The organism is Yersinia antarctica, from assembly GCF_056636475.1.
In genome coordinates this window covers 3,345,176-3,371,078 of sequence record NZ_JBSJQF010000001.1, presented here as the reverse complement: position 1 = coordinate 3,371,078, position 25,903 = coordinate 3,345,176, and the positions used below count along the sequence as shown (strand labels likewise).

The window sequence follows — 25,903 nt, the reverse complement described above, 5'->3', positions numbered from 1 at the left end:
ATACGAGGTATGTAATGCCAGTATCAACATTTCCCGACGGTTTCTTATGGGGCGGCGCATTAGCCGCAAACCAGGCCGAAGGTGCTTGCTTTGAAGGTGGAAAAGGGCTGACGACGGTTGATATGATCCCTCATGGACCACACCGTTTGGCAGTAAAGCTGGGGCAGGAGAAGCGTTTTACCCTAAGAGATGATGAGTTTTATCCCAGTCATCAAGCGATCGATTTCTATCATCGTTATAAAGATGATATCGCGTTAATGGCTGAAATGGGGTTCACCGTATTTCGTACCTCAATCGCATGGAGTCGGATTTACCCTAACGGTGATGAGTTAACCCCGAATGCACAGGGCATTGCATTTTACCGCGACCTTTTCGCCGAGTGTAAAAAGTACAATATTGAGCCACTGGTGACGCTGTGCCACTTTGATGTTCCCATGCATCTGGTCACAGAATACGGCTCGTGGCGTAACCGGAAGATGGTTGATTTCTTCGCTCGTTATGCGCGCACATGTTTTACGGCGTTTGATGGATTAGTTAAGTACTGGCTCACTTTTAACGAAATTAATATCCTGCTGCACAGTCCGTTCTCTGGCGCCGGGCTGGTGTTTGAGCAACAGGAAAATCAGGAGCAAGTAAAGTATCAGGCTGCTCATCATGAGTTGCTTGCCAGTGCCTTGGCGACAAAAATTGCCCATGAGGTTAATCCGAATAATCAGGTGGGGTGCATGCTGGCGGGGGGGAACTTTTATCCGCGCACTTGTAAACCCGAGGATGTGTGGGCCGCGCTGGAGAAAGACCGTGAAAATCTGTTTTTCATTGATGTACAGGCCCGAGGTGCTTATCCGGCTTATACCAAACGGCTTTTCAGGGAGAAAGGGATTTCAATTGTTACTGAAACGGGTGACGACGAGATACTCAAGCATACAGTGGATTTTGTCTCCTTTAGTTATTATGCCTCCCGCTGTGCGTCGGCCGATATGAACGACCATAACAGCAGTGCGGCGAATATCGTAAAATCGCTGAAAAATCCTCACATTGAGGCCAGTGAATGGGGGTGGGGTATTGATCCTTTAGGTTTACGCATCACCATGAATATGATGTACGACCGCTATCAGAAACCACTATTTTTGGTTGAGAATGGGTTAGGTGCCAAGGATGAAATTAACCCGCAAGGCGAGATTGAAGATGATTATCGCATCAGTTATTTGCGTGAGCATATCAAAGCTATGGGGGAGGCCATTGTTGATGGCATTCCGGTAATGGGTTATACCTCATGGGGTTGTATTGATCTGGTTTCTGCTTCTACCGGTGAAATGAGCAAGCGCTATGGTTTTGTTTATGTTGACCGTGATGATCAGGGCAAGGGCTCTTTAGCCCGTAAGAGAAAGAAATCCTTTTATTGGTACAAAAAAGTTATTGCCAGTAACGGTGCCGATTTGGATTAAGTCATCTGCTGGGATATCGTCTATAGCCGATATCCCCAGTGGATAAATATAGTCGGGAGCGGGTCCATTTTCTCCTTATGACGTATTACCCGGCACTATCATTACTATCGTGCGGGCCTTTCTTCAGATGAATCATGAAATCGGTAAATGCGGTGCGCAGCGGTGCAAACAGCGGGTGTTTACGGTTCTCCAGCATCGTTTCTGAAAACAGTTTCAGCCCGAGAGCAAATGCTGCGGTTTTCTCTTTGCCGAAGTCTATATCTTCCCGCATTTGTAACCGTTCGATGATGCCGAGGATCTCGTCATGATTCTCGGCTTCGAACGTTAGCGGGGCTTTCTCAATAGCGTCACCTTTGCGGTCGGTCAGCGGCTCAATGGTGATGCGATAACGATATCCCGGCATCAGCTTTTCTCCTGATCTTTTTCATCAGTTGTAGCCGAAGGCGGTGCTAACTCTTTTTCAATCACTTCTACCGCCGCCAGTAGTGCGGCGTTAATGCGTAAAACCTGCTCTGGTGCGACATCAGAACGCATCATACTGCTACGTAGAATGTGGCGTAAGCGATGCATAGCATCAGAAATACCTTCTGCCAGATTCCCTTCTGGCCGGCGATTTACCTGTGCCAAGCGGGAGAAAATCACATCCACCATCTGTTGATTTTGTTGTAATTCAACTTTACCGGCATCAGTGATTTGGTAGCTTTTACGGCCATTACCGGTTGCCACTGGCGTGACAAAATCTTGCTCTTCTAGCAGGGTTAGCGTTGGGTAGATAACCCCAGGGCTTGGAACATAGAGCCCGGAGGACGCCTCTTCAATTGCCTTAATCAGCTCGTAACCGTGGCTCGGTTTTTTATCAACCAGCGCTAAGAGGACGATGCGCAAATCCCCATGTTCGAACAAGCGATGCATTTTATCACCGCGACCACGCCTGCTGCCCCTTACTGCTTCAGCGCCTTCAGCGGTTATATGATGACGACCTCCGCGATGCATCCTTTCGCCACAGTGGCGCTGCCCTTCATGGTGTTCGCCGCCCTGATGATGACCACGTTTTGAAAAACCAAACATAATGACTCTCCTTTAGATATATCTAAATTGACAAGCAGAGAGTAATAAATAGTGAGTTTTATGGGTAAAAATAGAGGAGATTTGTACTCTATTTATTGATATATATGATAAATATTTATTATATGCCAGCGAGGAATAAAGTGAAGACAAAGTCCATATAGTGAGGGGAATGGGTTGGCTGGTGATGTTTTATCTGGAGTAAATGAGCTAAAAACTCTGTGTGTTTCCACTGCTGGTAGTCGTTAGGCAATTTTTGTTTTAGTGTTTCAACCTTGATTGTTCATTCTTTGTACTGAGCTTCAAAGTAGGGAGCGTAAGCAGTCTACCCAGTTCGATTCTCTGGAAAATCCATATTGTTTAGACTTTGTCGATATCGTTGTTTTAACAGGGTTTTATAGACTTGGCGGGATGTGCTAAGAAGTGCTAATGGTGTCCCCGACTGGAATCGAACTGTTTACTTAATTATATGTTTTTAATATTTATTTTTAATGTTGCTTAATCTGCTTATACGTATCCTTATACATAAATTTTTCTCTTATTCGAGATAGTCACACCTAACACAATATTCATGTTATTAGCCTACCTATATAGAGTATCTCTGACCCAATGCTCTTAATTCTATCTTTTACATTTATTTACAAAAGAGCTTCTTAACCCTTATTAACTGTCATTAACCTTTATTCACCATTAGGTGTACAAATAAGAAGCAATTATTGGTATTAATTTAGGTTGTGTCCATTCACCCTATATTTACATCGGCTAGGGGAAATGTAAGTCTAATAGTGTCTTCACACATTTATACAAGTCTATTAAAGGATAACTTTATGGAGCGGGATTCTATTGCCATAAATAATGTGGCAAAAAGGTTAATACGGTTACCCGATGTGATGTCTATTACCAGGTTAAAGCGTTCTACTATTTATTTCAAGATGAAAGAAGGGAACTTCCCTAATAATATCCCTATCGGAGAAAGATCCGTTGCATGGGTAGAGGGGGAAGTAATTAATTGGATTGATGGAAATATTTCAAAGAGGGAAATGAGATGCTAAAAGAACTGCCACTAACTAAATACGATGAAGATATTAATACTATTGCTACATATCAGCCAATACCATTTACCCTTGAGCAGGGTGATGCTGGCTATGCAATCCGGGTAATCGAAATATATCGATTAAAGAAAATGGCTCCATTATTAGAACAGTTTGAATTATTAACGGGTTATGCAACCCCTCGCGCAAACTGTACACCTTACGAAATAAATATATTAATTGAGCGTGGGCAACAAATTTGCCAACAAGAAGAAATAAAAGTGAAAGCTGTGGAGCATGAAATCTCACAACTCAATATTGAGCTAAATAATGCTCAGCGGGGAGTCAGTAGCTTATCCAGTTATAATGGTAATATTCGAGGGTTAATGTCTAATCTTAATGATCGTGTAGAGAATGCAAAGCTAAGGTTAGAAAATACTAAAGCCTCAGTTTCAGCACGTAAAGGATTATTAGGGCTACTGCGGGGGCAAGTTGAGCAGATGCTGAGTGAGGGGGGTAAGGGCTTCAAAGGTAAGGTATTGGAGCTGCTCCCTATGGGTTCACTGCCATCGGAAACCTATCAGGGGGATAGATCTAGCAGCGGATTAACGTCACACAAGTACGCTTGGAAGGAGCTAAATAAATTAGAATATGCGCTTAAAAATATATTAGAAAAATGTACTGTGCCTAAAGATAAATACTCACTAAGTAACGGAGGGAAAGAAATTTCTGCATTAAAGAAACAGTATTATCAAATCGAGTCTGAAAATATAAGAAGCAAAATGTCACTGGGTGATTTTGTTGGTCTAATGAAAAATAAATCTAGCTGGCTAACAAGTAAAAAACGAGCAATAAATAATCCACTTTAATAGTTAATAAAATTTAATTATATAATATAAGGTAATACTAATGGCCAGAGTCAATCCTCCTGCTATGGCGGGGCAGTTTCATGCCAATTTTATTGGCGGTATTAGTCAGGCATTCGATAATGAAAAGAGTTTTTCAATTTCTGAATCGGCTGAAAATCAGTTGCGTATATCTATGCTGGAATCAGGCTGGATGATGAATAATATTACGTTGCTGGATGTGGATGAGTTGCAAGGGCAATGTATTGAAATAGGTGAATCCACTTTATATACCGGGCGCTCTATTGATGGCCGCTTTAATCGCGAAATGAAAGTTTCAGGCTCTGATTATTCGCTGGCTGATACTGATTCCTGTGCTTCTCTCTCTTATGAGCGAATGAGCACCATTGCCAATATTGGCGGTATTGAGCACTTTACTCAGACTGTTTCTGATTTCTTTGGTATGGCAATTTCATTGGATATGTTACGCATTGGGTTAAATGGTCAACGAATTGCTTATCCATCAGACCCCGTTACTAACCCTAAAGGCGAGGACGTTAATATTGGTTGGCACACGATAGCCAAAGACTTTAATAACGGATCTCAGGTTATAACTGATGAATTAACCCTTGGTGAGGGGGGCGAATTTCCACATTTAGATGCACTGGCTAACCATTTAATTACGGAAAAAATCCCTGAAGCCTACCGGGAAGATCCCCGCTTAGTGGTCATGGTGGGGGCAGAACTGGCGGCAGCGGAAAGGCTACGTTTATTTAATGCCGCAGATCGCCCGGCAGATACAGCAGCGGCACAAATGTTAATGGGGTCGGTTGCTGGTCGTTTTGCCTTTGTCCCGCCATTTATGCCGGGTAAACGCTTGGCGGTAACGACATTGAGCAATTTGCATATTTATACACAGAAAGGAAGCCGCCGTTTTCGGGCTGAATTTGTTGAAGACCGTAGCGCCTACGAACATAGTTACCTGCGCAATGAGGGTTATGCCTTGGGTAATGGTTTCTTGTATGCCGCCGTAGATGAAGCTGCTATTACTCTGGTTAAGAAGTGAGATAGCTAATGACTGATTCGCAATTAACTACCGGCTGGATATGTATTGCCACCGAGGGAACCACCATTGATAGCCGCAAAATTGAATCGCAGTGGCTGCTTGATATGGCTGAAACCTATGATGTACGGACTTACACCGCATTGATTTGGGAAGAGCACAAACGTGACCGGGATAATTTAGGCGAGGTGCTGGCCCTACGCAGTGATAAGCAAAGTGGCATTGTTCATTTGTATGCCCGTATCCGGCCCACGGCCAAATTGATGAGTTATAACGAACTGGGGCAAAAACTGTTTTGTTCCATCGAAGTGGAAGAAGATTTTCAGGACAAAGGTCATTTTTATTTAAGTGGTCTGGCGGTTACTGATAGCCCCGCCAGCATTGGCACTGACCGCTTACGTTTTAGTGCTAACCGTTCTTATTTTTCAAAACGTGGTGTTAAAGCAAAAATAAGTAAGCCGAGGGAATTTAGTTTATCAGACGCCACTATTATGGCCGGTAAAGGTTGGGTTTCCGCAATAGCGCTAAGTTAATTATTATATTACAGATAAGAAATACCCGGCTACTGGGCCGGGTATGGTTCTCTTCTATCGGAAAATAACAATGACAAATAATTCAATTAATGCTGATTTGACTATCTCATTCACCGTTATTTCCGTCAATAAAATAGGTTCGGATATATACGGTTATATTACTGACAAAAGTATTTATGCTTTAGGTTCTATGCCACGGCGTTTTAATTCCTGCCGGGCTAGCTCTTTAAACCAATTGCCAAGGCTCACGCCATCTTTAGCCGCTTCCGCATTAAGTTGTTCACGCAGTTCTGGTGCGATACGAATTTGGAATGTTGGCGATAGACCGTCACCTTTCGGGCTTTTATCTCGTTTTATAGTTGACACGTACGTACATAACCTCATAAGCTGTCTTTCGTTAGGTACGTACGTTAGCACGGCGTACCGACAAAATACAGCGGCCCGTCAAGGTGCTACCAACACCAAGCCGGGCCTGACCATCATGTTAGAGGAACTAACGCAATGGCTACGTCAAAGTGTACCTACATCTTTGCGGCGATCAACCGCACCCAACAGAAAATTAGCCCTGTCATGCTGCATATCACCGCAGAGAATGAGAAGACGGCCCGCCGCCGTTATGCCGCAGATTACATACTGCTTTTTGCCGGGCGTTTGCCTGCGCAGGGGGCATAGCATGAAACCTAAATATAATTTATCACAACGGAGCGTTGATAAAGTCCATCGGGCCATGCTGATTTCAGAATTAATGAAAGAGTTGTTGTATTCAAAAAATGAAACGCCACAACCTAATGTGGGTTCAGTAAATATAGCGGCTGTCTTTGATTGTATTTATGAAGATCTGGATGCAGTGCTGGATAACGAAATTGACTGGGGAAAGAATGAAAGCCGTTAATTTATTCCCGTCATTGTTATTTCTTTTCATATTTACAATGGAGACGCCGCGATGAGCAGTCAATTTGTCTCTGAAACGCTGCAAGCGGCCCGTGGGCGTTGGCCGTATATCTTGCCAGCGTTGGGTATTACCGTGCCAGAGAATGGCAGACACGGCGCTTGCCCGAAGTGTGGTGGTAATGACCGTTTCCGCTTTGATGATCAAGAAGGCCGTGGCACATGGATTTGTAGCCAGTGCAGTCATGGTGACGGGCTGGATCTTATTCGTTTGGTTTCTGGCAACGGGGCATTTCAGGCGGCAACCGAGGTGGCCAAGGCGCTAGCCTTACCGAATGCGCCGCAGGAAGCGATTAAGCCTGCCAGAAATGAAATCCCCGAAGAGCGCAAAAAGGCGATGCTGGCCAAGGCTTATCACGCTTTTCTGGCCCGTTGCAGCAGCGGTGAAAGCAGTTATCTGGCTGATAAGGGGTTGTCTGGCCATAGCCAATCCATTACGCAGGATGTTCATAAAACGGGAGGGATGGACTTCCCGGCAGGCTCTTTACTGTTACCACTGACTGATATCGACGGCAAGTTAACCGGTGCTCAGCTTATCAGTCCGTTAGGTGACAAGCGGTTATTGCCTAATACCGTGCTTAAAGGGGCGTTTATTGCGGTTCACCCATTAGAGGCTGGGGATAACCCGGAGCTGGTTGTTATCACTGAGGGTTATGCCACGGCTTTAACGCTGGATATGTTAACTGACGGGTTGGTTGTGGCGGCAGTCGCGGCTAACAACCTGCCGAACGTGGCGCAACACCTGCGCCATAAATGGCCCGATGCACGGTTGATTATCGCCGGGGATAACGATTTTGATGATGGTAAAGAGAACACTGGTAAGCTGTGGGCCGAGAAAGCTGCCAAAGCGGTAGATGGCTGGGTATCACTGCCGCCTACCCGTCATAAAGCGGATTGGGATGATTATCGCCGTGATAACGGGCTGGAACGGGCTAAAGAGGCCTTTCGGGAAGAAATGATCCTGTTTGGTAAGGGCAAAACCAAACTGCCGCAGGGGTTCCGCTTAACGCAGGAATATCTTTGGTATGACAAGCTGGTGAATAAGTCTGATGGCGATACCGAGATCCGCAATATCAAACTGTGCAGCCCGGTAAGAGTCACGGCGATTACCTGCGATTCTGACGGCGGTAACTATGGCCGCTTGCTGGAATGGGAAGACACCAACGGTATTAGCCGAAAATGGGCCATGCCGATGGAAATGCTCAGTAGCAGCGGGGAAGAGCTGCGGCGCATTCTGTTGAGTAATGGCCTGTCATATATCAGTACCACCGGACAAGCACGGGCGCACTTGATGGAATACCTTTCCCTGTGCAAGCCAGAGCGCAAGGTAACTTGTGTTAATAAAACTGGCTGGCATGGTTCGGTTTACGTGCTGCAAGACGAAGTGATCGGCGTTGGGGCTGAATCGGTGATCTTACAAACTGCCAGTGTACAGGGGCGGGATTTCAGAACGGCCGGAACACTGGACGAATGGCGCGATCAGGTTTCCCGTTATTGCGTGGGTAATGGTCGGGTGGCGTTTTCTGTCAGTCTCTCTTTTGCCTCGCCATTGTTAAAACTGGTGGGGGTTGGCGGTGGTGGTTATCACCTGAAAGGGGAATCAACGGACGGTAAAACCACCACTATGAAAGTGGCGGCTTCAGTCTGTGGCGGCACTGACTTCTGGCATACGTGGCGCTCAACCGGTAACGCGCTGGAGGGCACCGCCAGCCGCCGCAATGATGCCACCCTAATGTTAGACGAAATACGGGAAGTGGATGGCAGAGAGGCCGGGAATATTGCCTATATGCTGGCGAATGGCCAAGGGAAAGCGCGGGCGCGTACTGACGGCAGTTTGCGCGAGGCTAATCGCTGGTGTCTGTTGTTTCTGTCTACTGGTGAATTGTCGTTAGTCGAACATGCAGCCAATGCTGGGGAGCGTACTTATGCCGGTGTGGAAGTGCGGATGGTGCAGATCCCCAGTGATTCCGGTAAGCATGGTGTATTTGAAGAGTTGCACGGCTTTGCCGGAGGTAAAGCGCTGTCGGAGCACTTAGAGCAGGCGGTGGCTTCCTGCTATGGCGAGCCGTTCCGTGCTTGGCTGCGGCTGTTAACCGCAGACCTGACCGGCATGACCAGCAAGGCCAAGATACTGCTAAAAGAATATACCCGACTGCTTACCCCGGAGAATGCCGGTAATCAGGTTGGCCGAGCAGTTACCCGTTTTGCACTGGTGGCAATAGCCGGAGAGTTGGCCACACAGGTTGGGATCACCGGCTGGCCAGAGGGCGAGGCTTTCCGGGCAGCACAAACCTGCCTTAATGCGTGGATGGGAGATCGTGGCCACACTGCCAATCAGGAAGACGCCGCCGCACTGGAGCAGGTGAAAGAGTTCATTACCCGTAATCAGTTCAGCCGCTTTGCTGACTGGCATGACGAGCGCAGCCGCCCGGCTAACATGGTGGGTTTTCGGCGAGTGGATAAAGGCAATAACAAAGAAGATGCGGTAACGACTTTCTTTATTTTGGCCACCGGTTGGAAAGAAATCTGCAAGGGCTTTGATGCCAAGAAAGTGGCTCAACTCTGCGTCAAGGCCGGTTATCTCGATGCACCAGAGGATGCCCGGACACAGAAAAACATTCGCCTGCCAGAAATGGGGCTGAAACGGGTCTATCAGTTCAATAGCACGGTTTTAGGTTAATACACTCACGCGAGTCTTATTGAGAACTGGTAACACTGGTAACAGAGGTAACAACCATAAGCAGCAAGGGGGAGAGCTGTTACCAGTGACAGGGGGCTATTGGTAACACTGGTAACAGAAATCAGCCTGTTACCACCGGTTACCAGTTGATAATGCCCAGTGGTAACTCATTTTATCTATATAAATCAATGGTGTTACCAGCGTTACCAGCGTTACCACTGATACCAGTCACAGGCGTAAGAGACAATATAAAAACGAGTCAGTTCGAGGCTTATTTTCTGGCTGGCGGTTCTGGCTTTAAACAGAGGGCCATATCAATATGCGAGTTTTTAAAGTTATTTGTCCAGATTGCGGTACACAAGCCACTATCAGTAAAACTAACCGCAAGCATAGCCATATTGCGGATCTCTATTGTAGTTGTACCAATACTGAATGCGGCCATACCTTTGTAATGAATGCGACCTTTTCCCATACCCTTAGCCCCAGTGCGTTAACGCATAGCCGGTTAATTAAGGATTTGGTAGACCACATATCACCGCAAGAGAGGGAGGAGGCGATCAGGCTATTGCAAGTGGCTCATAAAGAAGATGTACAGCAACAAGTCATCAGTGATGCAAAACCGCAAATTACGCGTAGGGTGAGCAAAGATTACGTGGCCAACCGTTAGCCCGGTGTTACCACTCTGGCGCTTGATTTTCTTCCCGGCCCTGTACTGTGTTTTTCAGTTAGCCAAAAATAACCTTGCCCCGCGAAGCCCCGCCCGGCAAGGGTTTCAACATTTCCCCCGCGCTATTCTTTCACCTGATTTTTTCAACCCTCGCCACGTAAAATAAAATACTTGTTTTAAATCATATAATTAAAACTTTCAGCGGCACGGTCAGAAAAAGTGAAACTGAAATTTACTGAAATTCTTTTCAATCTTTTCAGTTGGGATTTTCAGCCAGAACCCCAGCCACGGAGCGGGCTGGCGCTAGGGTTTGTAGGAATTTAAAACTGAAATAAGTTTATAAAGCAAAGTGTGCAGGCGGGTGCGGTGTAGTGCCGTTTCCGTGGTTTTAGAGTTTTATCCATGAATTTTTATCATTTTATTTATATTAGGATTTTGTTGGGATATTTTACTAGCATATATATTTGAGGTATGTGATTTTTCAAGTTTTTTTAGTTTTTTATTTATATATCATTCGATTATGCTGCTTAATAATAAATAGTTAAAATACCATGTGAGTCATATCATATTGATTTTTCATAAATAAAATGCTAGTTATTGTTAGGTTTTTAGCGCTGAATTTAATTGTATGATATTGCATTTTAATATCTTATAGTTATAAATTTATTATTTAATAATAAAATCATGGGGTTATGATGGCGAAGAATTATCCGGCTTTTATGAATGCTACTGGGATGGTAGTAAAAATATTAGAAAAGATTAAAGTCGCTGCTACACCTGAGCGTTTTACTCAGGATTTTTTAAGTACGGAGTTGGGTTTTTCCGGAGGGAGTGCAAAAGCTTTTATTCCGTTGGCAAAGAAAATGGGCTTGTTGGGAAGTGACGGAGCGCCAACTGAGTTGTATAAGAGATTTAGAAACACTAACAGCTCAAAATCAAAAGAAGCTATGGGTAAGGCGTTAAAGAATGCATACCCTGATTTATATGCTAGAAATGAGTATGCTCATAATCTTTCTAAAACTGAACTTGAAGGGTTATTGGTAGAAATGACAGGGCTTGAAAAGGGAAGTGGTACAATTAGAGCAATTTTAGGAACAATAGATGCAATCAAGTCATTTGCAAGTTTTAACAATACTCAAGAAAATGAGGATGGCGCTGTAACTGCCAAAGTTGAGCCGATAGAGAAATTAAATAATAGCGATCTAGATAACGAACTCGTAAAATTAGGTTTGTCATATACAATTAACTTGGTTTTACCAAAAACAGATGATGTTGCTGTTTTCAACGCAATATTTAGAAGCTTAAGAGAAAACTTACTTAGGAAATAATCATGGAAGATAAAATAAAGGTTTTTGCTTTATCAAATAATATGGCAGAAAGAGCTTTGGATTATCTTGAGCGTGATTTGAAAATAGATTTGTTTCGTGGTGGTAGTGACGAGAAAGACAGGGATGAAGAATATTATCCCCAATTTAATCATAAGATAAGAATGCAAGCGAAAGAGATGGCTGTGCATTATGAGATATTTTATTGTTTAGAGGTTTCAATTAGGAGTTTAATTAAAGATAAACTTAAATCCGAATTAGGTGAAGATTGGTGGAATAGCGATAACATACCGGAAATTATAAAGAAAAATGTTAAAGATAATATTCAGCGGGAAATTGATTCTGCTTTTACTCAGCGCTCAGATGATGAGTTGGACTATACCACCTTTGGTGAGTTAGGTGAAATAGTGAGAAAAAACTGGAAGCATTTCGCTGATTTATTTAATAGTGATAAGGCTTTTAATAGAGTGATGCATAGCTTGAATCTTCTCAGAGGCCCTATAGCACATTGTAGCCCTTTAGCTGAAGACGAGATAGTAAGATTAAATTTAACTTTAAAAGATTGGTTTAGATTAATGGAGTGACTACGAATTAGTTATAATGGGTATTATTAAATGACTAAGTTCTGGCTAATGTAATTTTATACATATTTATATAATTGATGTGATAATGAATGTTTTAATCATTTATATTTCTATCTTTTCGTATAAAAATACTGTACCACTGCAACATCTCCCTGCGTCCTTCAAGATATTGTGCATGGTTATAAGTTCCACGGATGGAGTTTTTATCAACATGCGCAAGTTGGGTTTCAATCCAAGCACTGTTGTAGCCTTTCTCATGCAAGATAGTGCTCATGGTGTGCCGGAAACCGTGGCCTGTGGCTCTAGCGTGATAACCCAACATCTTGATCACCTTGTTGATACTCGCCTCACTCATTGGCTTCCCGGCATCATTGCGGCCGGGGAACACTAACTGATAATTCCCTGTCAGCACCTTTAGCTTTTCAAGGATCGCCAAGGCTGGTGTAGAAAGTGGCACAAGGTGAGGGCGGCGCTTCTTCATCCGTTCTTTGGGAACTTCCCACAAGGCATTATCCAGATCAAATTCAGACCATTCAGCGGCCCGCAGTTCTATAGTTCTTACACCGGTGAGCATTAACAACTGGGTGGCGTATTTGGTCAGTTTGCTGCCTTTATAGTTATCCAATGCCTGAATAAATTCGGGTAGCTCACTTTCAGTCAGGAAAGGGTAATGGCCATTCTTGGGGCGGTTTAATGCGCTGGCCAGATCCGGGGCTGGGTTATAAGTGGCTCGCCCGGTAACGACGGCATAGCGGAAGACTTCACCACAGCGCCGCCTAATTTTTCCGGTGAGTTCCAGTGCGCCGCGCTTTTCGATGCGTTGCAGAACGGCCAGTAGTTCTAACGGTGCTATCTGGTCAATTGGGCGCTTGCCGATATAAGGAAATACGTTGTTATCGAAGCCACGCATAACCGTATCCGCATATTCTGGTGTCCATGTCGCAAGTTTGGAGCTGTGCCATTCGCGGGCAATATCTTCAAAGGTATTTTTAGCCGGATACTTTAAGGCAATCTTTTCCGCTTTACGGGCATCACTGGGGTTGGTGCCATTGGCTAAAGCTGATTTTGCTTCTTCACGTTGGCGGCGAGCATCAGCCAGTGATACAGGGCCATAGACACCAAATGAAATCATATGAGCCTTGCCGCCAAATTGATAACGGAAACGCCAACCTTTCACTCCATTAGGGGAAATGATGAGTGATAAGCCTTTGCCATCATTGAGTGTATAGGCCTTATCTGTAGGCTTGGCGGAGCGGATTTTGAAGTCATTTAGCAGCATTTTTGTATAACCATAAGATCGAACCTAGCGTTATACAACATTCTATACAAGTTTTGCGTAGCTGTTACGGGTATTTTGGGGATTTCTTTGGACGTAGTTCTGTGTAATGCATTTGTTTTAAAGGGATTTTTAGACTTTACTGGACTTACTGAGAAGTGCTAATGGTGTCCCCGACTGGAATCGAACCAGTAACTAGCCCTTAGGAGGGGCTTGTTATATCCGTTTAACTACGGGGACCCGGACATTGGCAGAGTGACTGCCGCTGAAGTGTACTGCCGAGCATTATACGCATTTTTATCCAGATAATAAGCGGTTAGCTGGCTGTTTGGTTACTCTGTCACCAACTTAGAGTGATTAAGTGATAGTAATAACCGAAAAACGATGTTTATCGGCACAGTTGTAGCTATCTAGCCTTATAACTGTTTTTTTGCCGTAAGCCATTAACAACATCGAGTATCAGGCTGACGTGAGAAGTGAATAAGTTAATTTGAATAGGTTAATTAAGGACACGAGGCTGTCGCCACTCGTGTCCAGTAAACTCAGCAACCAACGGCAATCCCCCCAGAGGCTACATTTCTATTTGGGGGTAACTCATTGATTAAAATATCAACTCTTCTTAACGAACTCTGATTTCAACTTCATTGGACCAAACCCATCAATTTTACAATCGATATTGTGATCCCCTTCAACCAGGCGGATGCCTTTCACTTTGGTGCCAATTTTCAGCGTTGAAGAACTGCCTTTTACTTTTAGGTCTTTAACAACAGTTACTGAGTCACCGTCAGCCAACAAATTACCGTTGGCATCGCGCACCACCAGGTCGTCTTGGCCGGTGGCTGAAGGGCTATTTTCCGACCACTCATGACCACATTCCGGGCAATTCAGTTGTTCACCTTCTTGCCATGTAAATTCAGAACTACATTTTGGACAGTTTGGTAAATCCTGCACGTTAACCTCTTGAAATTAAATTGAATAAATATAAAAAAGTGACAAATAACAGTCTGCTATATTGATGTTCACATATTTTACACTTTTTACCGCATTAAAGAATAGCCAAGTGGCCAGTAACTCAGGTAAATAATTACGGGTGTATCGGTGTAGCTATCTTTGAATCCTGCCACGTCATGGTATTTTTTATGGTTTAGATGATATAAGGATGATTGGCTGAACTAAGGGGATTTTATTAAAAATTGTCGGTATACCCTGTTACCACCTGTTAGTGGAACAGTGATAACTGAATCCCGCTTACTTTTGCCCTAAGCGCCGATGTTGTTCAAGTTCATAGTCGATAAAAGCATTGATCATCGTCCGGTAAACTTTCTCTATGATCTCTTCTGCTAATCCCGCTTTGCTGGCTTCTGCTGTGACACGATCTATTACCATCTGCACCCGATCTGGCGCCCGTACTGCGTTCTGATCCTGCTTAAATGCGGCGGCCGCTTTTACACATTGGCTCCGTTGCGCGATTAACGCGACAATTTGCGAATCTATGCCATCAATAGCCGCTCTGATATCCTCGATCGAAGAGAAATGCATTAGTTGTACCTCTTTGCTAGTACGAAATTATTACGTTAACACAGTGGTTAAGTTGGTGCTATTCAGAGGGGGGCGGAGTGTCTTTGGCTGCCTTATCACCATTTTTCGGTTGATGGGTCATATCACTGCGGATCTGCGCATGGTTTATCAGGGCAAAAATAAAAGTACCGCCGATAATGTTGCCTGCCAATGTTGGAATCGCGAATGGATAAATAAATTGCTGCCAGGGTAATGAGCCATTAAATACCAGATAGAAGATTTCGACCGAACCAACCACAATATGGGTAAGGTCGCATAGCGCCACTAAATAGGTCATCAGGAAAATGACCCAGATCTTAGTGCCTCCTGCTGATGGCATCATCCATACCATAGTGGCAATGATCCAACCGGAAAATATGCCGTTAGCAAACATCTCAGATGGCGAATTCTCCATCACCCCTTGTGCCAGAGTGACAAATGATGCGCGGGTCGACTCATCAAACACCGGCATATGGATAAAGGAATAGGCCGCAATTCCTGTACCGATAAGGTTGCCCAGTAGTACCAACCCCCATAGGCGAAATAACAGAAGAAAGTTTTGCCCACTCGGTTTTTGCATGATGGGCAGTACCGCGGTCACGGTATTTTCGGTAAATAGCTGTTGGCGGGCCATAATGACAATAATAAAACCAAAGGTATAACCGACATTCTCCAGCAGGAAACTTGCCGGTGAGTCAGGTAGTTTTGCGTGAAAAATGCCTTTGGCAATAAGCGATGCCCCCATTGAAAGGCCGGCAGCAATGGCAGACCACAGCAGTGCAAAGCTGTCGCGCTCTAACTCTTTTTGCCCCTCGAGGCGGATCAATTCATGGATTGCGGCTGCTTTTGAGGGAAGTTCCTTCTCATTTATTTCTATCTCTTTTCCCTGCTTTTGTTCCTCACTTTCCACTTTCAATTCACCCTTATTCTGCGACAGTTTTTCATCATTCATAGGGATTTCCCAGTTGGTAGATAAATAATTGTGGTGGTTGGAACACAAAAAATAAGGGAAGGTCGACATAATAAGCGTAGTCGCTATTTATTATTCGCGGGCTAATGGTGAGTTGTTAGTGTGTCTTTGTTGGGCGGAGTAAAATAGCCATCAGAAGAGGGAGAAAAGTAACCCAACGTTAATGTTGTTGGTTTTTTCTACAGAAATTTGATCTTATACCGAATAATACCTCTATAAGGGTAGGGTCAGGGTTAGGCCCACGCTACGTAAGGATTAAGCCTTATGTTATCATTCAGTTTTCCTGAAACAACAATCCTACGGTGGAAACCAATCCTTCATGTTGGAAGCTAAAAACCTGACCTGCATCCGAGATGAGCGAAGCTTGTTCCAACAGTTAAGCTTTTGTGTGGCTGCTGGGGAGATAGTGCAGGTCGAGGGGCAAAATGGTGCAGGTAAAACCAGTCTGTTGCGGATTTTAGCCGGACTGGCCGATGCAGATGAAGGGCAGGTGAGCTGGTTGGGGGCGAATATTCGCCGAGATCGCGCTAAGTATCATCAGGATTTATTGTTTTTAGGCCATCAACCGGGGGTTAAGTCGGTACTGACGCCTTTTGAAAATCTGGCGTTTTATCAGTCGGTGTTACAAAAGGTCGATAGCGCCGCAATCTGGCAGGCTTTGTCTCAGGTCGGGTTGGTGGGTTATGAGGATTTACCGGTATCTCAATTATCGGCTGGGCAGCAACGGCGCGTGGCCTTGGCCCGTTTGTGGTTGAGCAAGGCTCCACTATGGATTCTGGATGAACCGTTGACCGCGATTGATAAGCAGGGGGTTGCTACCCTGTTAGATCTGTTTGTTGAACATGCAGCTAACGGTGGCATGGTACTGCTTACCACACATCAGGATCTGAACGGTGTTGGTCAGAGTGTGCGTAAAATCCGTTTAACCAACACGCAGGAGAATTAATGTTTATCAGCGTGTTGCGTCGTGAATTAAAAATAGCCTTTAGAAAAGGGGCAGAGATAGTTAACCCGCTCTGGTTTTTTCTGATTGTCATCACGCTGTTTCCGTTAGGGATAGGCCCAGAACCGCAATTATTGGCGCGTATTGCTCCGGGGATTGTCTGGGTGGCGGCATTGCTTGCATCGTTACTCTCTTTGGAGCGGCTATTTCGCGATGATTTCTACGATGGTTCCCTTGAACAGTTGTTGTTGTTACCCGCGCCACTGGCACTCACGGTGTTAGGCAAAGTGTGTGCTCACTGGGTCGTTACCGGATTACCCTTGCTTATTTTATCTCCGCTGGTCGCTCTCTTGCTGTCTCTTGATAGTAATACCGCGATTGCCATGGCGCTCACGCTGCTGTTGGGGACGCCAACCTTAAGTTTTATCGGGGCTATTGGTGTGGCACTGACGGTGGGGTTACGCAAGGGAGGGGTGCTGCTGAGTTTATTGGTGTTGCCGCTGTATATCCCGGTGCTGATATTTGCTACTGCGGCCATTGATGCGGCTTCTATGTCACTGCCGATTGATGGGTATCTGGCGATTTTGGGGGCAATGCTCGCGGGGAGTGTAACACTTGCGCCTTTTGCCACCGCCGCTGCATTGAGAGTGAGTGTGCACTAGCAGTTGAATGCCACTCAGAAGGTAACAATTTCTTAAAAGAAATCTGTAGTTAAAATATAATAATTTTCAGAAGCTTAAGCACGGTAGCCAACGCAGTCAGAGCAGATTGTGCGCCGTACCCTGCGCCGGCATTGCCACTGAGTGATGCCTGTCCAATTTTACTGTGAGCAATGAAAAATGTGGAAATGGTTTCATCAATTCGCTAAACCCGAGCGGCTCTATACGCTGTGTGGTCGGTTTGTCCCGTGGCTGGGTATTGCCGCTGTGGTCTGTTTGATGGTGGGCTGGGTGTGGGGATTTGGTTTCGCCCCCTCTGATTATCAGCAAGGCAACAGTTTCCGTATCATTTACTTGCATGTCCCGGCGGCGATCTGGTCGATGGGGATCTATATGTCGATGGCGATTGCGGCACTTGTCGGCCTGGTCTGGCAAATGAAAATGTCTGATAACGTCGTCGCCGCCATGGCGCCGGTCGGCGCGGTGTTTACCTTTATTGCCTTGGTCACCGGTTCTACTTGGGGTAAACCGATGTGGGGAACCTGGTGGATTTGGGATGCGCGATTGACCTCTGAGTTAGTGTTGCTATTCCTCTATCTTGGCGTGATTGCGCTGTATAACGCATTTGACGACCGCAAGTTGGCTGGGCGGGCTGCGGGTATTTTGGTGCTGGTCGGTGTGGTCAATATTCCAATCATTCATTTCTCCGTGGTGTGGTGGAACACCTTGCATCAAGGTTCCACCAACATGCAGCAAAGCATTGATCCAAGTATGCGTTCACCGTTGCGTTGGGCGATTTTTGGCTATTTGTTGTGCTTTATTACTCTGACATTAATGCGCCTGCGCAACTTGATTTTGCAGCAAGAGCGCCATCGCCCTTGGGTAAGCGCCCTATTGCGTAAGGAGCCACGTCTATGAGTCCGGCCTTTAACTCTTGGGCGGCATTTTTCGCCATGGGCGGCTATGCCTTTTATGTCTGGCTGGCGGCGGCGGTTACTTTGCTGTCTCTGCTTAGTTTGTGGGGACATACGCTGTGGCAGCACAAACAATTATTAGCGGATATTCAGCGTCGTCAGGCGCGGGAGCTGCGCATTCGGCAGGCAAATCAGACTCAGCATTCCGCCCGTTCGCAGGAGAAACAGCAGTGAACCCACGTAGAAAAAGTCGGCTCTATCTGGCGATGGTGGTTTTGATCGGTATCGGTCTGACCACCACTCTGGTGTTGTACGCACTGCGTGCCAATATCGATCTGTTCTATACCCCTGGCGAAATCTTGCAGGGTAAAGGGGAGCGCCACGAGAAGCCGGAAATAGGTCAGCGTTTACGTATCGGCGGCATGGTGATGCCGGGGTCGGTGAAACGTGATGATAAGACGCTGGAAATGAGTTTCAAGGTTTATGATGCGCGCGGCGCAATCACCGTCACTTATACCGGCATTTTACCGGACCTGTTCCGCGAGGGGCAGGGGGTGGTAGCGCAAGGTGTATTCGCTGAGGGCAATACGGTAAATGCGAAAGAAGTGCTGGCAAAGCATGATGAAAAATACACACCACCAGAAGTGAAAGAGGCGATGAAGGAAAACCACACCCGCCCAGCGGAGGCTTACAGTAGCACTAAGCGTGAGGGTAATGCCTCATGATGCCTGAAATAGGGAGTTTTCTGTTATGCCTGGCACTGGCTATCTCGCTATTGCTGAGTTTGTATCCGCAATGGGGCGCTGCGCGTCAAGATGCCCGTATGATGGCGGTTGGCAGACCCTTGACGTACGGTATGTTCGCTACCATCGCGCTGTCATTTATATGTCTGGTGTATGCGTTTGTGGTGAATGATTTCACTGTCTCCTATGTGGCGGCGAACTCAAATTCACACCTGCCAGTTTATTATCGTATTGCGGCGACCTGGGGCGCACATGAGGGATCGCTGCTGCTGTGGGTGTTGCTGCTAAGTTGCTGGTCGCTGGCCGTTGCGCTCTTTAGCCGTTCAATGCCGGATGATGCGGTAGCCCGAGTGCTGTCGGTGCTGGGGATGATTACCGGCGGTTTCCTGTTGTTTATTATTCTGACGTCAAATCCGTTTACCCGCACCTTGCCGGACTTCCCAATTGACGGTAATGATTTAAATCCGTTGTTGCAGGATGTCGGGTTGATTTTCCATCCGCCACTGCTTTATATGGGTTATGTGGGGTTCTCGGTAGCTTTTGCTTTCGCGATAGCTTCCTTAATGGCTGGCCGACTTGATAGTGCTTGGGCGCGCTGGTCACGGCCGTGGACTCAAGCGGCATGGGTGTTCCTGACCATGGGGATCGTGCTCGGTTCGGCGTGGGCCTATTATGAATTAGGCTGGGGCGGCTGGTGGTTCTGGGATCCGGTTGAGAATGCCTCGTTTATGCCTTGGCTGGCAGGTACGGCGTTAATTCACTCACTGGCGGTGACCGAAAAACGTGGCACATTCAAAGCGTGGACGGTATTGCTGGCGATTACGGCATTCTCTCTATGCCTAATGGGCACCTTCCTGGTGCGTTCCGGCGTATTGGTTTCGGTACACTCTTTTGCCTCTGATCCGGCTCGTGGCATGTTTATTCTGGCTTATCTGGTGATTGTTATCGGTGGCTCATTGCTACTGTATGCAGTTAAAGGCGCACAAGTGCGCAGCCGTACTCAGCATGAGGTGTTCTCACGCGAGACTTTCCTGCTCGGTAATAATGTGCTGCTGATTGCCGCAATGTTGGTGGTGCTTCTGGGTACTTTGTTGCCATTGGTACACAAGCAACTGGGACTGGGCAGTATTTCAATCGGCGAACCGTTCTTTAATACCATGTTTACCTGGTTGATGGCCCCAATGGCACTGCTGATGGGGATTGGGCCGTTAGTGCGTTGGCGTCGTGATGAGCCGAGTAAACTCTGGAAACGCCTCAGTGTGGCTCTGGTCATCACCTTGCTGCTGTCGATATTGATACCCTGGCTGCTGCAAGACACTATTGCCGGTATGACCGTGGTCGGTTTGATGATGTCTATCTGGGTCATTATCCTGACATTGATGGAGTTGCATGAGCGAGCAACTCACCGCCATGGTTTTTGGCGTGGTTTAACGCACTTATCTCGCAGTCATTGGGGCATGGTGTTGGGGCACTTGGGTGTGGCGGTGACGGTGATCGGTATTGCCTTTAGCCAAAATTACAGTGTTGAGCGTGATGTGCGCATGAAGGCTGGTGATAGCATCGATATTCACGATTATCACTTCGTGTTCCGCGATGTTCACGATATCAAAGGATCGAACTATACCGGCGGTGTTGGCATTATTGATGTCACCCGTCATGGTAAAGCTGAAGCCACCTTACATGCGGAGAAACGTTATTACAGTGTGGCCCGTTCTATGATGACTGAAGCCGCTATTGATGGTGGCTTCAGCCGTGATCTCTACGCCGCACTGGGTGAAGAACTGGATGACGGGTCATGGGCGGTGCGCTTGTATTACAAACCCTTTGTCCGCTGGATCTGGTTCGGTGGGGTATTTATGGCTATCGGCGGCATCTTCTGCATGCTTGATCCGCGCTATCGGATGAGCAAAAAGTTAAAGCGCAGTGCTGCATCGGAGGCTGAATAATGAAATCTCACTTTTCATTCAATAAGCTGATGTTTATTCCGCTGGTACTGTTTTTACTGCTAGTTGTGGCCTTTTTAGTGCAATTGACTCGCAATGCTAATGGCGAGGATCCGACGATGTTGGAGTCAGCGCTGATTGGTAAACCGGTGCCAACGTTCAAGCTTGAATCGCTTGAGCAACCGGGGAAAACCTTTGATCAGGCAGTATTACATGATGGTAAGCCGATGTTACTTAATGTCTGGGCAACCTGGTGTCCGACCTGCCGCGCTGAGCATCAATATCTGAATAAGCTGGCGGCACAAGGCATCCGTGTGGTGGGTTTGAACTATAAAGATGATCGTGTCAAAGCGGTGCAGTGGCTCAATGCGCTGGGTAATCCTTACGCGCTGAGTTTGTATGATGGTGATGGCATGTTAGGGCTGGATCTGGGGGTTTATGGTGCGCCGGAAACTTTTCTGATCGACGGGCAGGGAATTATCCGTTATCGCCATGCCGGTGATCTGAACGATCGCGTCTGGCTGCAAGAAATTCTGCCGTTGTATAAGAAGTATCAGGGGGGCGCATGAGATTACTAAGCCTGATCTTCGGCCTTATGCTGAGTTGGAGTCTGTTTGCCGCCATCGATACCTACACCTTTAAATCTGAGGCACAAGAGCAGCAGTATCGTGAACTGACCGAACAACTGCGCTGCCCTAAATGTCAGAACAACAGCATTGCCGACTCCAATGCGATTATTGCTGCTGATATGCGCGCCAAAGTGTATGAACTGATGCAGCAGGGTAATTCCAAACAGCAAGTCATTGACTATATGGTGGCCCGCTACGGCAACTTCGTCACTTACGAGCCGCCGGTGACGGCTGCAACGCTGATTCTGTGGGTGGGGCCGGCTCTGTTTGTGCTATTTGGGGCCGTAGTGGTGATATTACGTGCACGGCGACGAGTGGAGAAAGAGACCCCACTGTCGGCGCAGGAACAGCAACGGTTACACCATCTGCTCGCCGAACATGCTCGCGGTGTGGAAAAATCGACGGTGGTGCAACACAGCATCCCGACTAAACACGCGAAGACAAACAGGAAACAACCATAATGGCTTTTTGGCTGATAGTGATCATTTTGCTGGCGGTCGCGGGTGCTTTGTTGGTTATACCTGCCATGCGGCAAGACACGGATTCACCGACGACCACCCGGGATGAATTGAACAAGGCTATTTATCAGGATCGGTTATCTGAACTGGCTGAAGATGAAGCGCAAGGCGTGGTAGAACAGCGACCTGAACTGATTCAGGAACTGCAACAAAACCTGCTGACAGATATCCCCCAACAACCGGATGAGGAGATAAGCCCGATTAACCGCTGGGTGTTACTGCCCGGGGTGGTGATACTGGTGGTGGTCGCCGTGGGGTTATACCTAAAAACCGGTGGTTTGGCTCAGGTGCAGGCATGGCATCAGGTTGTTGCACAAATGCCTGAATTACGTGCCAGAGTTGCCAATGAGCGGGCGGAGCCTTTGAGTATGGAAGAGGTCGCACGTTTAGGGCTGGGCTTGCGTACTTCTTTGCAGCAAGATATTGCTAACGTCAATGATTGGATGATGCTTGGCCGGGTGGGGATGGCACTGAATAATGCCACTACCGCAACCCAAGCTTTTGCTAAAGCTTATCAGCTTGCGCCCGATAATGAAGATGTCAGACTCGGTTATGCTGAGGTGCTGACACGTTCCAACGATCCACAAGATAATCAGCTGGCAACTCAGATGTTGCGAACGATGGTTGGACAGGATCATACCAATCTGCGCGCCATGAGTTTATTAGCTTTTAATGCTTTTGAGCAGGGTGACTTTAAACAAGCCATTGGTGCATGGGAAGTTATGCTAAAATTGCTGCCTGCTGGCGATTCCCGCATAGAAGTGATAAAACGCAGTATCCAGCAAGCCAAATCACAGGCTGGGCAGGAAACAGCTACACTGGGAATAGAGGTTTCACTCTCCTCTGATGCCGTTCAGAAATTACCTCAGCAGGGAACCCTGATTATATCGGTAACCGATGGAGCAAACCCGGTACCGGTTGCCGTCAAACAACTGCCTGTGAGCCGATTCCCGTTATTAGTAACGTTGGATGACAGTAATGCAATGATGCCAGAGCGTTTGCTCTCTTCGTTGTCTCAGGTGAAAGTGCGGGCACGTCTCTCGCAAGATGGTACGGCCAATCCGCAATCGGGTGACTGGTTTGGTGAGAGCAGCGTGCAGAGTTTCGGTGGGACAGCAAAGCCACAAACAATTAATGTACAGATAAACAAACAGATCCCTTAAGCGTAAGGGGCTGGACAGAATTTCATGGAGAAGATTATGAACTACCGCCTGACTGTGCTGGCTTTTGCCACCGTGCTATTAGTAGGGTGTGCCAGTAGCTCGCCGGATCATATGGAGCAGGGCCGCTCAGATCCGCTGGAAGGTTTTAACCGGGCAATGTTCAATTTTAACTATGAGGTTCTTGATCCTTACGTGGTGCGCCCGGTAGCCGTAGTTTGGCGTGATTACGTGCCACAACCTGCACGTAACGGCACAAGTAACTTCCTGAGTAACCTTGAAGAGCCAGCCAGTATGGTCAACAGCTTCTTGGTGGGTGACCCGTATAATGGCATGAAGCACTTTAACCGCTTCTTCCTGAATACTATTTTGGGCATGGGTGGCTTGATAGATGTGGCGAGTATGGCTAACCCTAAGCTGGCTAAACAAGTCCCTCACCGCTTTGGCAGTACACTGGGCCATTATAATGTTGGTTACGGCCCGTATGTAGTGTTACCGGGCTATGGCAGCTTCACCATTCGTGAGGATGGGGGGAATGCGGCTGATTACGTTTATCCGGTGTTGAGCTATCTCACGTTCTGGATGTCGGCAGGTAAATGGATGGTAGAAGGGATTGAAACCCGTGCTCAGCTATTGGATTCCGATGGGTTGCTGCGTAACTCGTCAGATCCTTATCTGATGGTGCGCGATGCCTACTTCCAACGTCATGATTTCCTGGCGAACGGCGGGCAGTTGAAACCGGAAGTCAATTCGAATGCACAAGCTATTCAGGGTGATTTGGACAGTATCGATTCAGCCAACTGATTCTGATACCTGATTCGAATAATAAAAAAGCGCCGAAAGGCGCTTTTTTATGGGCAAAGGAATTGCCAGTATCCGCTGATTAGAACGCGTAGTTAAAGTTCACGCCGTACAGCAGTGCCGTACCTTTAGAGTCGAACTGATAAGTAGTGCCGCCCACTGCCGCTGGTGTTTTTTCAGTAATATGCACGCTTTGGCCATGCATATAGGAAATACCAACATCCACTGAGGCATCTTTGTTGAAGGCGTAGGTAGTACCCGCACTGATCCAGAAACGGTCTTGGTCTGGAATTGAGATAGTGCGGTTATCTGCCGGAACCGGGCTGTCATCGAAGGCAATACCGGTACGGAAGGTCCAATTATCATCGTGATAATAAGTGGTACCCAGCGCGATACGGTAAGCATCATGGAAGCCTTCATGTTTTTCAAACAGTGTCTGGCCATTAGTGCCGGTTGCTTTCAGTTCTTGGAACTGACTCCAACTGGTGTAGGCCATGCTGTAGTGAATGGCCCACTGTGGTGCCACTTTGTTATAGCCGGACACTTCCCAGACTTCTGGTAGGTTCAGAGTTAAAGCACCCGGGATCGTATTACCGCCAGTGCCTCTTGGTGGTGGCAGTTGGTTGCTGAAATCGCCATCAAAGTCGATTTTCACTTTTGAGCGGTAAGTGAAGCTATAACGGTTTTCCTTATCAACTTCATACAGCACGCCCGCATTCCAACCATACCCCCACTCTTTACCTTCCATACGGGTAACTTCGGTATTAGCAGGGCGACCCGATAACGGACCAACTTCACCGAGATGGCGTACAATCTTCGCATCGGCGTACACTGCATTAAAGCCCAGGCCGAAACTGAAGTTTTCATTCAGGCGATACGCGGTACTCAGGTTCAGGTTGGCGGTTTTCAGATCAGTCTGACCGCCAAGGGAACCCGCAGGATAGTCGTCATTGAATTCAGTAGCCAAACCGTAGTTTGAGGTACCAGAGGCACCAATTGCCCATTGCTCATTCAGTGGCATAATAAAGTGGATATTTGGGATCCACTCTGAAGGCGCGATGTTATTGGCATCGGTACTTCTGCCTGAAATGGGGGATGTCCCACTAATATTGACGTCAGGATCAACATAAACAAAGCCGCCAGAGAAAGAAGGGCGGTCGAACAAAGTCATTGCTGCGGGGTTACGGCTACCAACTGATGCGTTGTCGGCAACGGCGCCTTCACCAGAGAAAGAACGCCCCAATGCAGCGGCTGAATATTCATTCAACTGGAAGCCAGCCGCAGAAACGTTCGACGATATGATTGCCACTGCAGCTGCCAGAGCTGATCGGGTAAACAGGTTTTTCTGGTTCATGACCAAAACCTCATTGTTTTAATTAATGTTACACACCGTAACAAGAGAATGCGGGATTGTAGGGTCCGTTATCGGTCAGACAAAGCAGACCAGTGGCTGAAGTATAGGTCCGACCTGTGTCAGTGTTGCAAGTATGTTTTGGGATTTGTTCAGTTTTGATTGCAAAAAATAGACGCAGTTAACAAAAAACTCACAATTTAGTATCAATTATTACATTATCAATGAATGAACATACAATTTGACTGTGACC

At 46.6% G+C, this 25,903-nt stretch carries 29 protein-coding genes and 1 tRNA gene; 21 read left to right on the top strand and 9 right to left on the bottom strand.

The window, feature by feature from the left end:
* Nucleotides 1-14 precede the first annotated feature (14 nt).
* Entirely contained in the window at nucleotides 15-1,445 is a 1,431-nt protein-coding gene (locus tag ACWJJO_RS15660; RefSeq protein ID WP_083158192.1) for a 6-phospho-beta-glucosidase, read from the top strand.
* Nucleotides 1,446-1,530: 85 nt separating this feature from the next.
* On the opposite strand, the gene ACWJJO_RS15655 is transcribed toward ACWJJO_RS15660, so the two are convergent.
* Nucleotides 1,531-1,848, bottom strand: a complete 318-nt coding sequence (locus tag ACWJJO_RS15655; RefSeq protein WP_372559531.1) for a DUF3861 domain-containing protein — start codon at nucleotides 1,846-1,848, stop codon at nucleotides 1,531-1,533.
* Nucleotides 1,848-2,513, bottom strand: a complete 666-nt coding sequence (locus ACWJJO_RS15650; protein ID WP_083158194.1) for a PadR family transcriptional regulator — start codon at nucleotides 2,511-2,513, stop codon at nucleotides 1,848-1,850. The genes ACWJJO_RS15655 and ACWJJO_RS15650 overlap by 1 nt, the downstream gene beginning before the upstream one ends.
* An 824-nt stretch (nucleotides 2,514-3,337) precedes the next feature.
* Here ACWJJO_RS15650 and ACWJJO_RS15645 point away from each other — a divergent pair.
* The 4 genes from ACWJJO_RS15645 to ACWJJO_RS15630 are packed head-to-tail and all read left to right on the top strand — an operon-like array spanning nucleotide 3,338 to nucleotide 5,982.
* On the top strand, nucleotides 3,338-3,562 hold the full coding sequence (locus ACWJJO_RS15645) for an AlpA family phage regulatory protein (protein ID WP_481091227.1): 225 nt from the start codon (nucleotides 3,338-3,340) through the stop codon (nucleotides 3,560-3,562).
* The gene (locus ACWJJO_RS15640; RefSeq protein WP_481091226.1) at nucleotides 3,556-4,410 is read left to right on the top strand and encodes a hypothetical protein; all 855 of its coding nucleotides are present in this window, start codon (nucleotides 3,556-3,558) and stop codon (nucleotides 4,408-4,410) included. Before ACWJJO_RS15645 ends, ACWJJO_RS15640 begins: the two co-directional genes overlap by 7 nt.
* Before the next feature lie 40 nt (nucleotides 4,411-4,450).
* Nucleotides 4,451-5,452, top strand: a complete 1,002-nt coding sequence (locus ACWJJO_RS15635) for a P2 family phage major capsid protein (RefSeq protein WP_481091225.1) — start codon at nucleotides 4,451-4,453, stop codon at nucleotides 5,450-5,452.
* 8 nt (nucleotides 5,453-5,460) lie between these two features.
* Complete coding sequence (locus ACWJJO_RS15630) at nucleotides 5,461-5,982, top strand: GPO family capsid scaffolding protein (protein ID WP_023160818.1); 522 nt, start codon at nucleotides 5,461-5,463, stop codon at nucleotides 5,980-5,982.
* A gap of 174 nt (nucleotides 5,983-6,156) precedes the next feature.
* Here the strand turns inward: ACWJJO_RS15630 and ACWJJO_RS15625 are convergent, their stop codons facing one another.
* A complete protein-coding gene (locus tag ACWJJO_RS15625; RefSeq protein ID WP_004703800.1) occupies nucleotides 6,157-6,348 on the bottom strand; it encodes a toxin-antitoxin system HicB family antitoxin in 192 nt (63 codons plus the stop codon).
* Nucleotides 6,349-6,483: 135 nt separating this feature from the next.
* On the opposite strand from ACWJJO_RS15625, the gene ACWJJO_RS15620 reads away from it, so the two are divergent.
* The 6 genes from ACWJJO_RS15620 (at nucleotide 6,484) to ACWJJO_RS15595 (ending at nucleotide 12,186) form a co-directional block, all read left to right on the top strand.
* Nucleotides 6,484-6,654, top strand: a complete 171-nt coding sequence (locus tag ACWJJO_RS15620; protein ID WP_481091224.1) for a host cell division inhibitor Icd-like protein — start codon at nucleotides 6,484-6,486, stop codon at nucleotides 6,652-6,654.
* 1 nt (nucleotide 6,655) lies between these two features.
* Entirely contained in the window at nucleotides 6,656-6,874 is a 219-nt protein-coding gene (locus ACWJJO_RS15615; protein WP_481091223.1) for a hypothetical protein, read from the top strand.
* A gap of 51 nt (nucleotides 6,875-6,925) precedes the next feature.
* Complete coding sequence (locus ACWJJO_RS15610) at nucleotides 6,926-9,610, top strand: DUF927 domain-containing protein (protein ID WP_481091222.1); 2,685 nt, start codon at nucleotides 6,926-6,928, stop codon at nucleotides 9,608-9,610.
* Between the two features lie 319 nt (nucleotides 9,611-9,929).
* A complete protein-coding gene (locus tag ACWJJO_RS15605) occupies nucleotides 9,930-10,277 on the top strand; it encodes an Ogr/Delta-like zinc finger protein (protein ID WP_481091221.1) in 348 nt (115 codons plus the stop codon).
* Nucleotides 10,278-10,972: 695 nt separating this feature from the next.
* Nucleotides 10,973-11,605, top strand: a complete 633-nt coding sequence (locus ACWJJO_RS15600; protein WP_481091220.1) for a DUF5343 domain-containing protein — start codon at nucleotides 10,973-10,975, stop codon at nucleotides 11,603-11,605.
* A 2-nt stretch (nucleotides 11,606-11,607) separates the two neighbouring features.
* Nucleotides 11,608-12,186 (top strand): Swt1 family HEPN domain-containing protein, encoded by a 579-nt coding sequence (locus ACWJJO_RS15595; protein ID WP_481091219.1) that lies wholly within the window; start codon nucleotides 11,608-11,610, stop codon nucleotides 12,184-12,186.
* Nucleotides 12,187-12,280: 94 nt separating this feature from the next.
* Here ACWJJO_RS15595 and ACWJJO_RS15590 read toward each other — a convergent pair whose 3' ends face one another.
* The 5 genes from ACWJJO_RS15590 to ACWJJO_RS15570 form a co-directional block, all read right to left on the bottom strand.
* On the bottom strand, nucleotides 12,281-13,465 hold the full coding sequence (locus ACWJJO_RS15590; RefSeq protein WP_481091218.1) for a tyrosine-type recombinase/integrase: 1,185 nt from the start codon (nucleotides 13,463-13,465) through the stop codon (nucleotides 12,281-12,283).
* Between the two features lie 162 nt (nucleotides 13,466-13,627).
* Nucleotides 13,628-13,702 (bottom strand) — tRNA-Arg (locus tag ACWJJO_RS15585).
* Between the two features lie 369 nt (nucleotides 13,703-14,071).
* The gene (locus tag ACWJJO_RS15580; RefSeq protein ID WP_083158195.1) at nucleotides 14,072-14,413 is read right to left on the bottom strand and encodes a zinc ribbon domain-containing protein YjdM; all 342 of its coding nucleotides are present in this window, start codon (nucleotides 14,411-14,413) and stop codon (nucleotides 14,072-14,074) included.
* Between the two features lie 297 nt (nucleotides 14,414-14,710).
* On the bottom strand, nucleotides 14,711-15,001 hold the full coding sequence (locus tag ACWJJO_RS15575; protein ID WP_083158196.1) for a chorismate mutase: 291 nt from the start codon (nucleotides 14,999-15,001) through the stop codon (nucleotides 14,711-14,713).
* Nucleotides 15,002-15,059: 58 nt separating this feature from the next.
* Entirely contained in the window at nucleotides 15,060-15,971 is a 912-nt protein-coding gene (locus ACWJJO_RS15570; RefSeq protein ID WP_481091217.1) for a formate/nitrite transporter family protein, read from the bottom strand.
* 337 nt (nucleotides 15,972-16,308) lie between these two features.
* Between ACWJJO_RS15570 and ccmA the strand changes: the two genes are divergently transcribed.
* The 10 genes from ccmA (at nucleotide 16,309) to mlaA (ending at nucleotide 24,302) form a co-directional block, all read left to right on the top strand.
* On the top strand, nucleotides 16,309-16,935 hold the full coding sequence (gene ccmA / locus ACWJJO_RS15565; RefSeq protein WP_083158198.1) for a cytochrome c biogenesis heme-transporting ATPase CcmA: 627 nt from the start codon (nucleotides 16,309-16,311) through the stop codon (nucleotides 16,933-16,935).
* Nucleotides 16,935-17,594, top strand: a complete 660-nt coding sequence (ccmB, locus tag ACWJJO_RS15560; protein ID WP_083158199.1) for a heme exporter protein CcmB — start codon at nucleotides 16,935-16,937, stop codon at nucleotides 17,592-17,594. Before ccmA ends, ccmB begins: the two co-directional genes overlap by 1 nt.
* A gap of 177 nt (nucleotides 17,595-17,771) precedes the next feature.
* Nucleotides 17,772-18,509 carry a heme ABC transporter permease gene (locus ACWJJO_RS15555; protein WP_083158200.1) on the top strand — a complete coding sequence of 246 codons (738 nt, stop codon included), beginning with the start codon at nucleotides 17,772-17,774 and terminating at the stop codon, nucleotides 18,507-18,509.
* A complete protein-coding gene (gene ccmD / locus ACWJJO_RS15550; RefSeq protein WP_442820649.1) occupies nucleotides 18,506-18,739 on the top strand; it encodes a heme exporter protein CcmD in 234 nt (77 codons plus the stop codon). Before ACWJJO_RS15555 ends, ccmD begins: the two co-directional genes overlap by 4 nt.
* Complete coding sequence (gene ccmE, locus ACWJJO_RS15545) at nucleotides 18,736-19,230, top strand: cytochrome c maturation protein CcmE (protein WP_032905922.1); 495 nt, start codon at nucleotides 18,736-18,738, stop codon at nucleotides 19,228-19,230. Before ccmD ends, ccmE begins: the two co-directional genes overlap by 4 nt.
* A complete protein-coding gene (locus ACWJJO_RS15540) occupies nucleotides 19,227-21,194 on the top strand; it encodes a heme lyase CcmF/NrfE family subunit (RefSeq protein WP_481091216.1) in 1,968 nt (655 codons plus the stop codon). The genes ccmE and ACWJJO_RS15540 overlap by 4 nt, the downstream gene beginning before the upstream one ends.
* Entirely contained in the window at nucleotides 21,194-21,760 is a 567-nt protein-coding gene (locus ACWJJO_RS15535; protein WP_083158204.1) for a DsbE family thiol:disulfide interchange protein, read from the top strand. The genes ACWJJO_RS15540 and ACWJJO_RS15535 overlap by 1 nt, the downstream gene beginning before the upstream one ends.
* A complete protein-coding gene (locus ACWJJO_RS15530) occupies nucleotides 21,757-22,281 on the top strand; it encodes a cytochrome c-type biogenesis protein (RefSeq protein ID WP_372569404.1) in 525 nt (174 codons plus the stop codon). Before ACWJJO_RS15535 ends, ACWJJO_RS15530 begins: the two co-directional genes overlap by 4 nt.
* The gene (ccmI, locus tag ACWJJO_RS15525; protein WP_481091215.1) at nucleotides 22,281-23,501 is read left to right on the top strand and encodes a c-type cytochrome biogenesis protein CcmI; all 1,221 of its coding nucleotides are present in this window, start codon (nucleotides 22,281-22,283) and stop codon (nucleotides 23,499-23,501) included. The genes ACWJJO_RS15530 and ccmI overlap by 1 nt, the downstream gene beginning before the upstream one ends.
* A gap of 36 nt (nucleotides 23,502-23,537) precedes the next feature.
* Nucleotides 23,538-24,302, top strand: coding sequence for a phospholipid-binding lipoprotein MlaA (mlaA, locus tag ACWJJO_RS15520; RefSeq protein WP_083158207.1), 765 nt, complete (start codon nucleotides 23,538-23,540; stop codon nucleotides 24,300-24,302).
* Between the two features lie 79 nt (nucleotides 24,303-24,381).
* Here mlaA and fadL read toward each other — a convergent pair whose 3' ends face one another.
* Complete coding sequence (gene fadL, locus ACWJJO_RS15515) at nucleotides 24,382-25,653, bottom strand: long-chain fatty acid transporter FadL (RefSeq protein WP_193784622.1); 1,272 nt, start codon at nucleotides 25,651-25,653, stop codon at nucleotides 24,382-24,384.
* Between the last annotated feature and the right edge of the window lie 250 nt (nucleotides 25,654-25,903).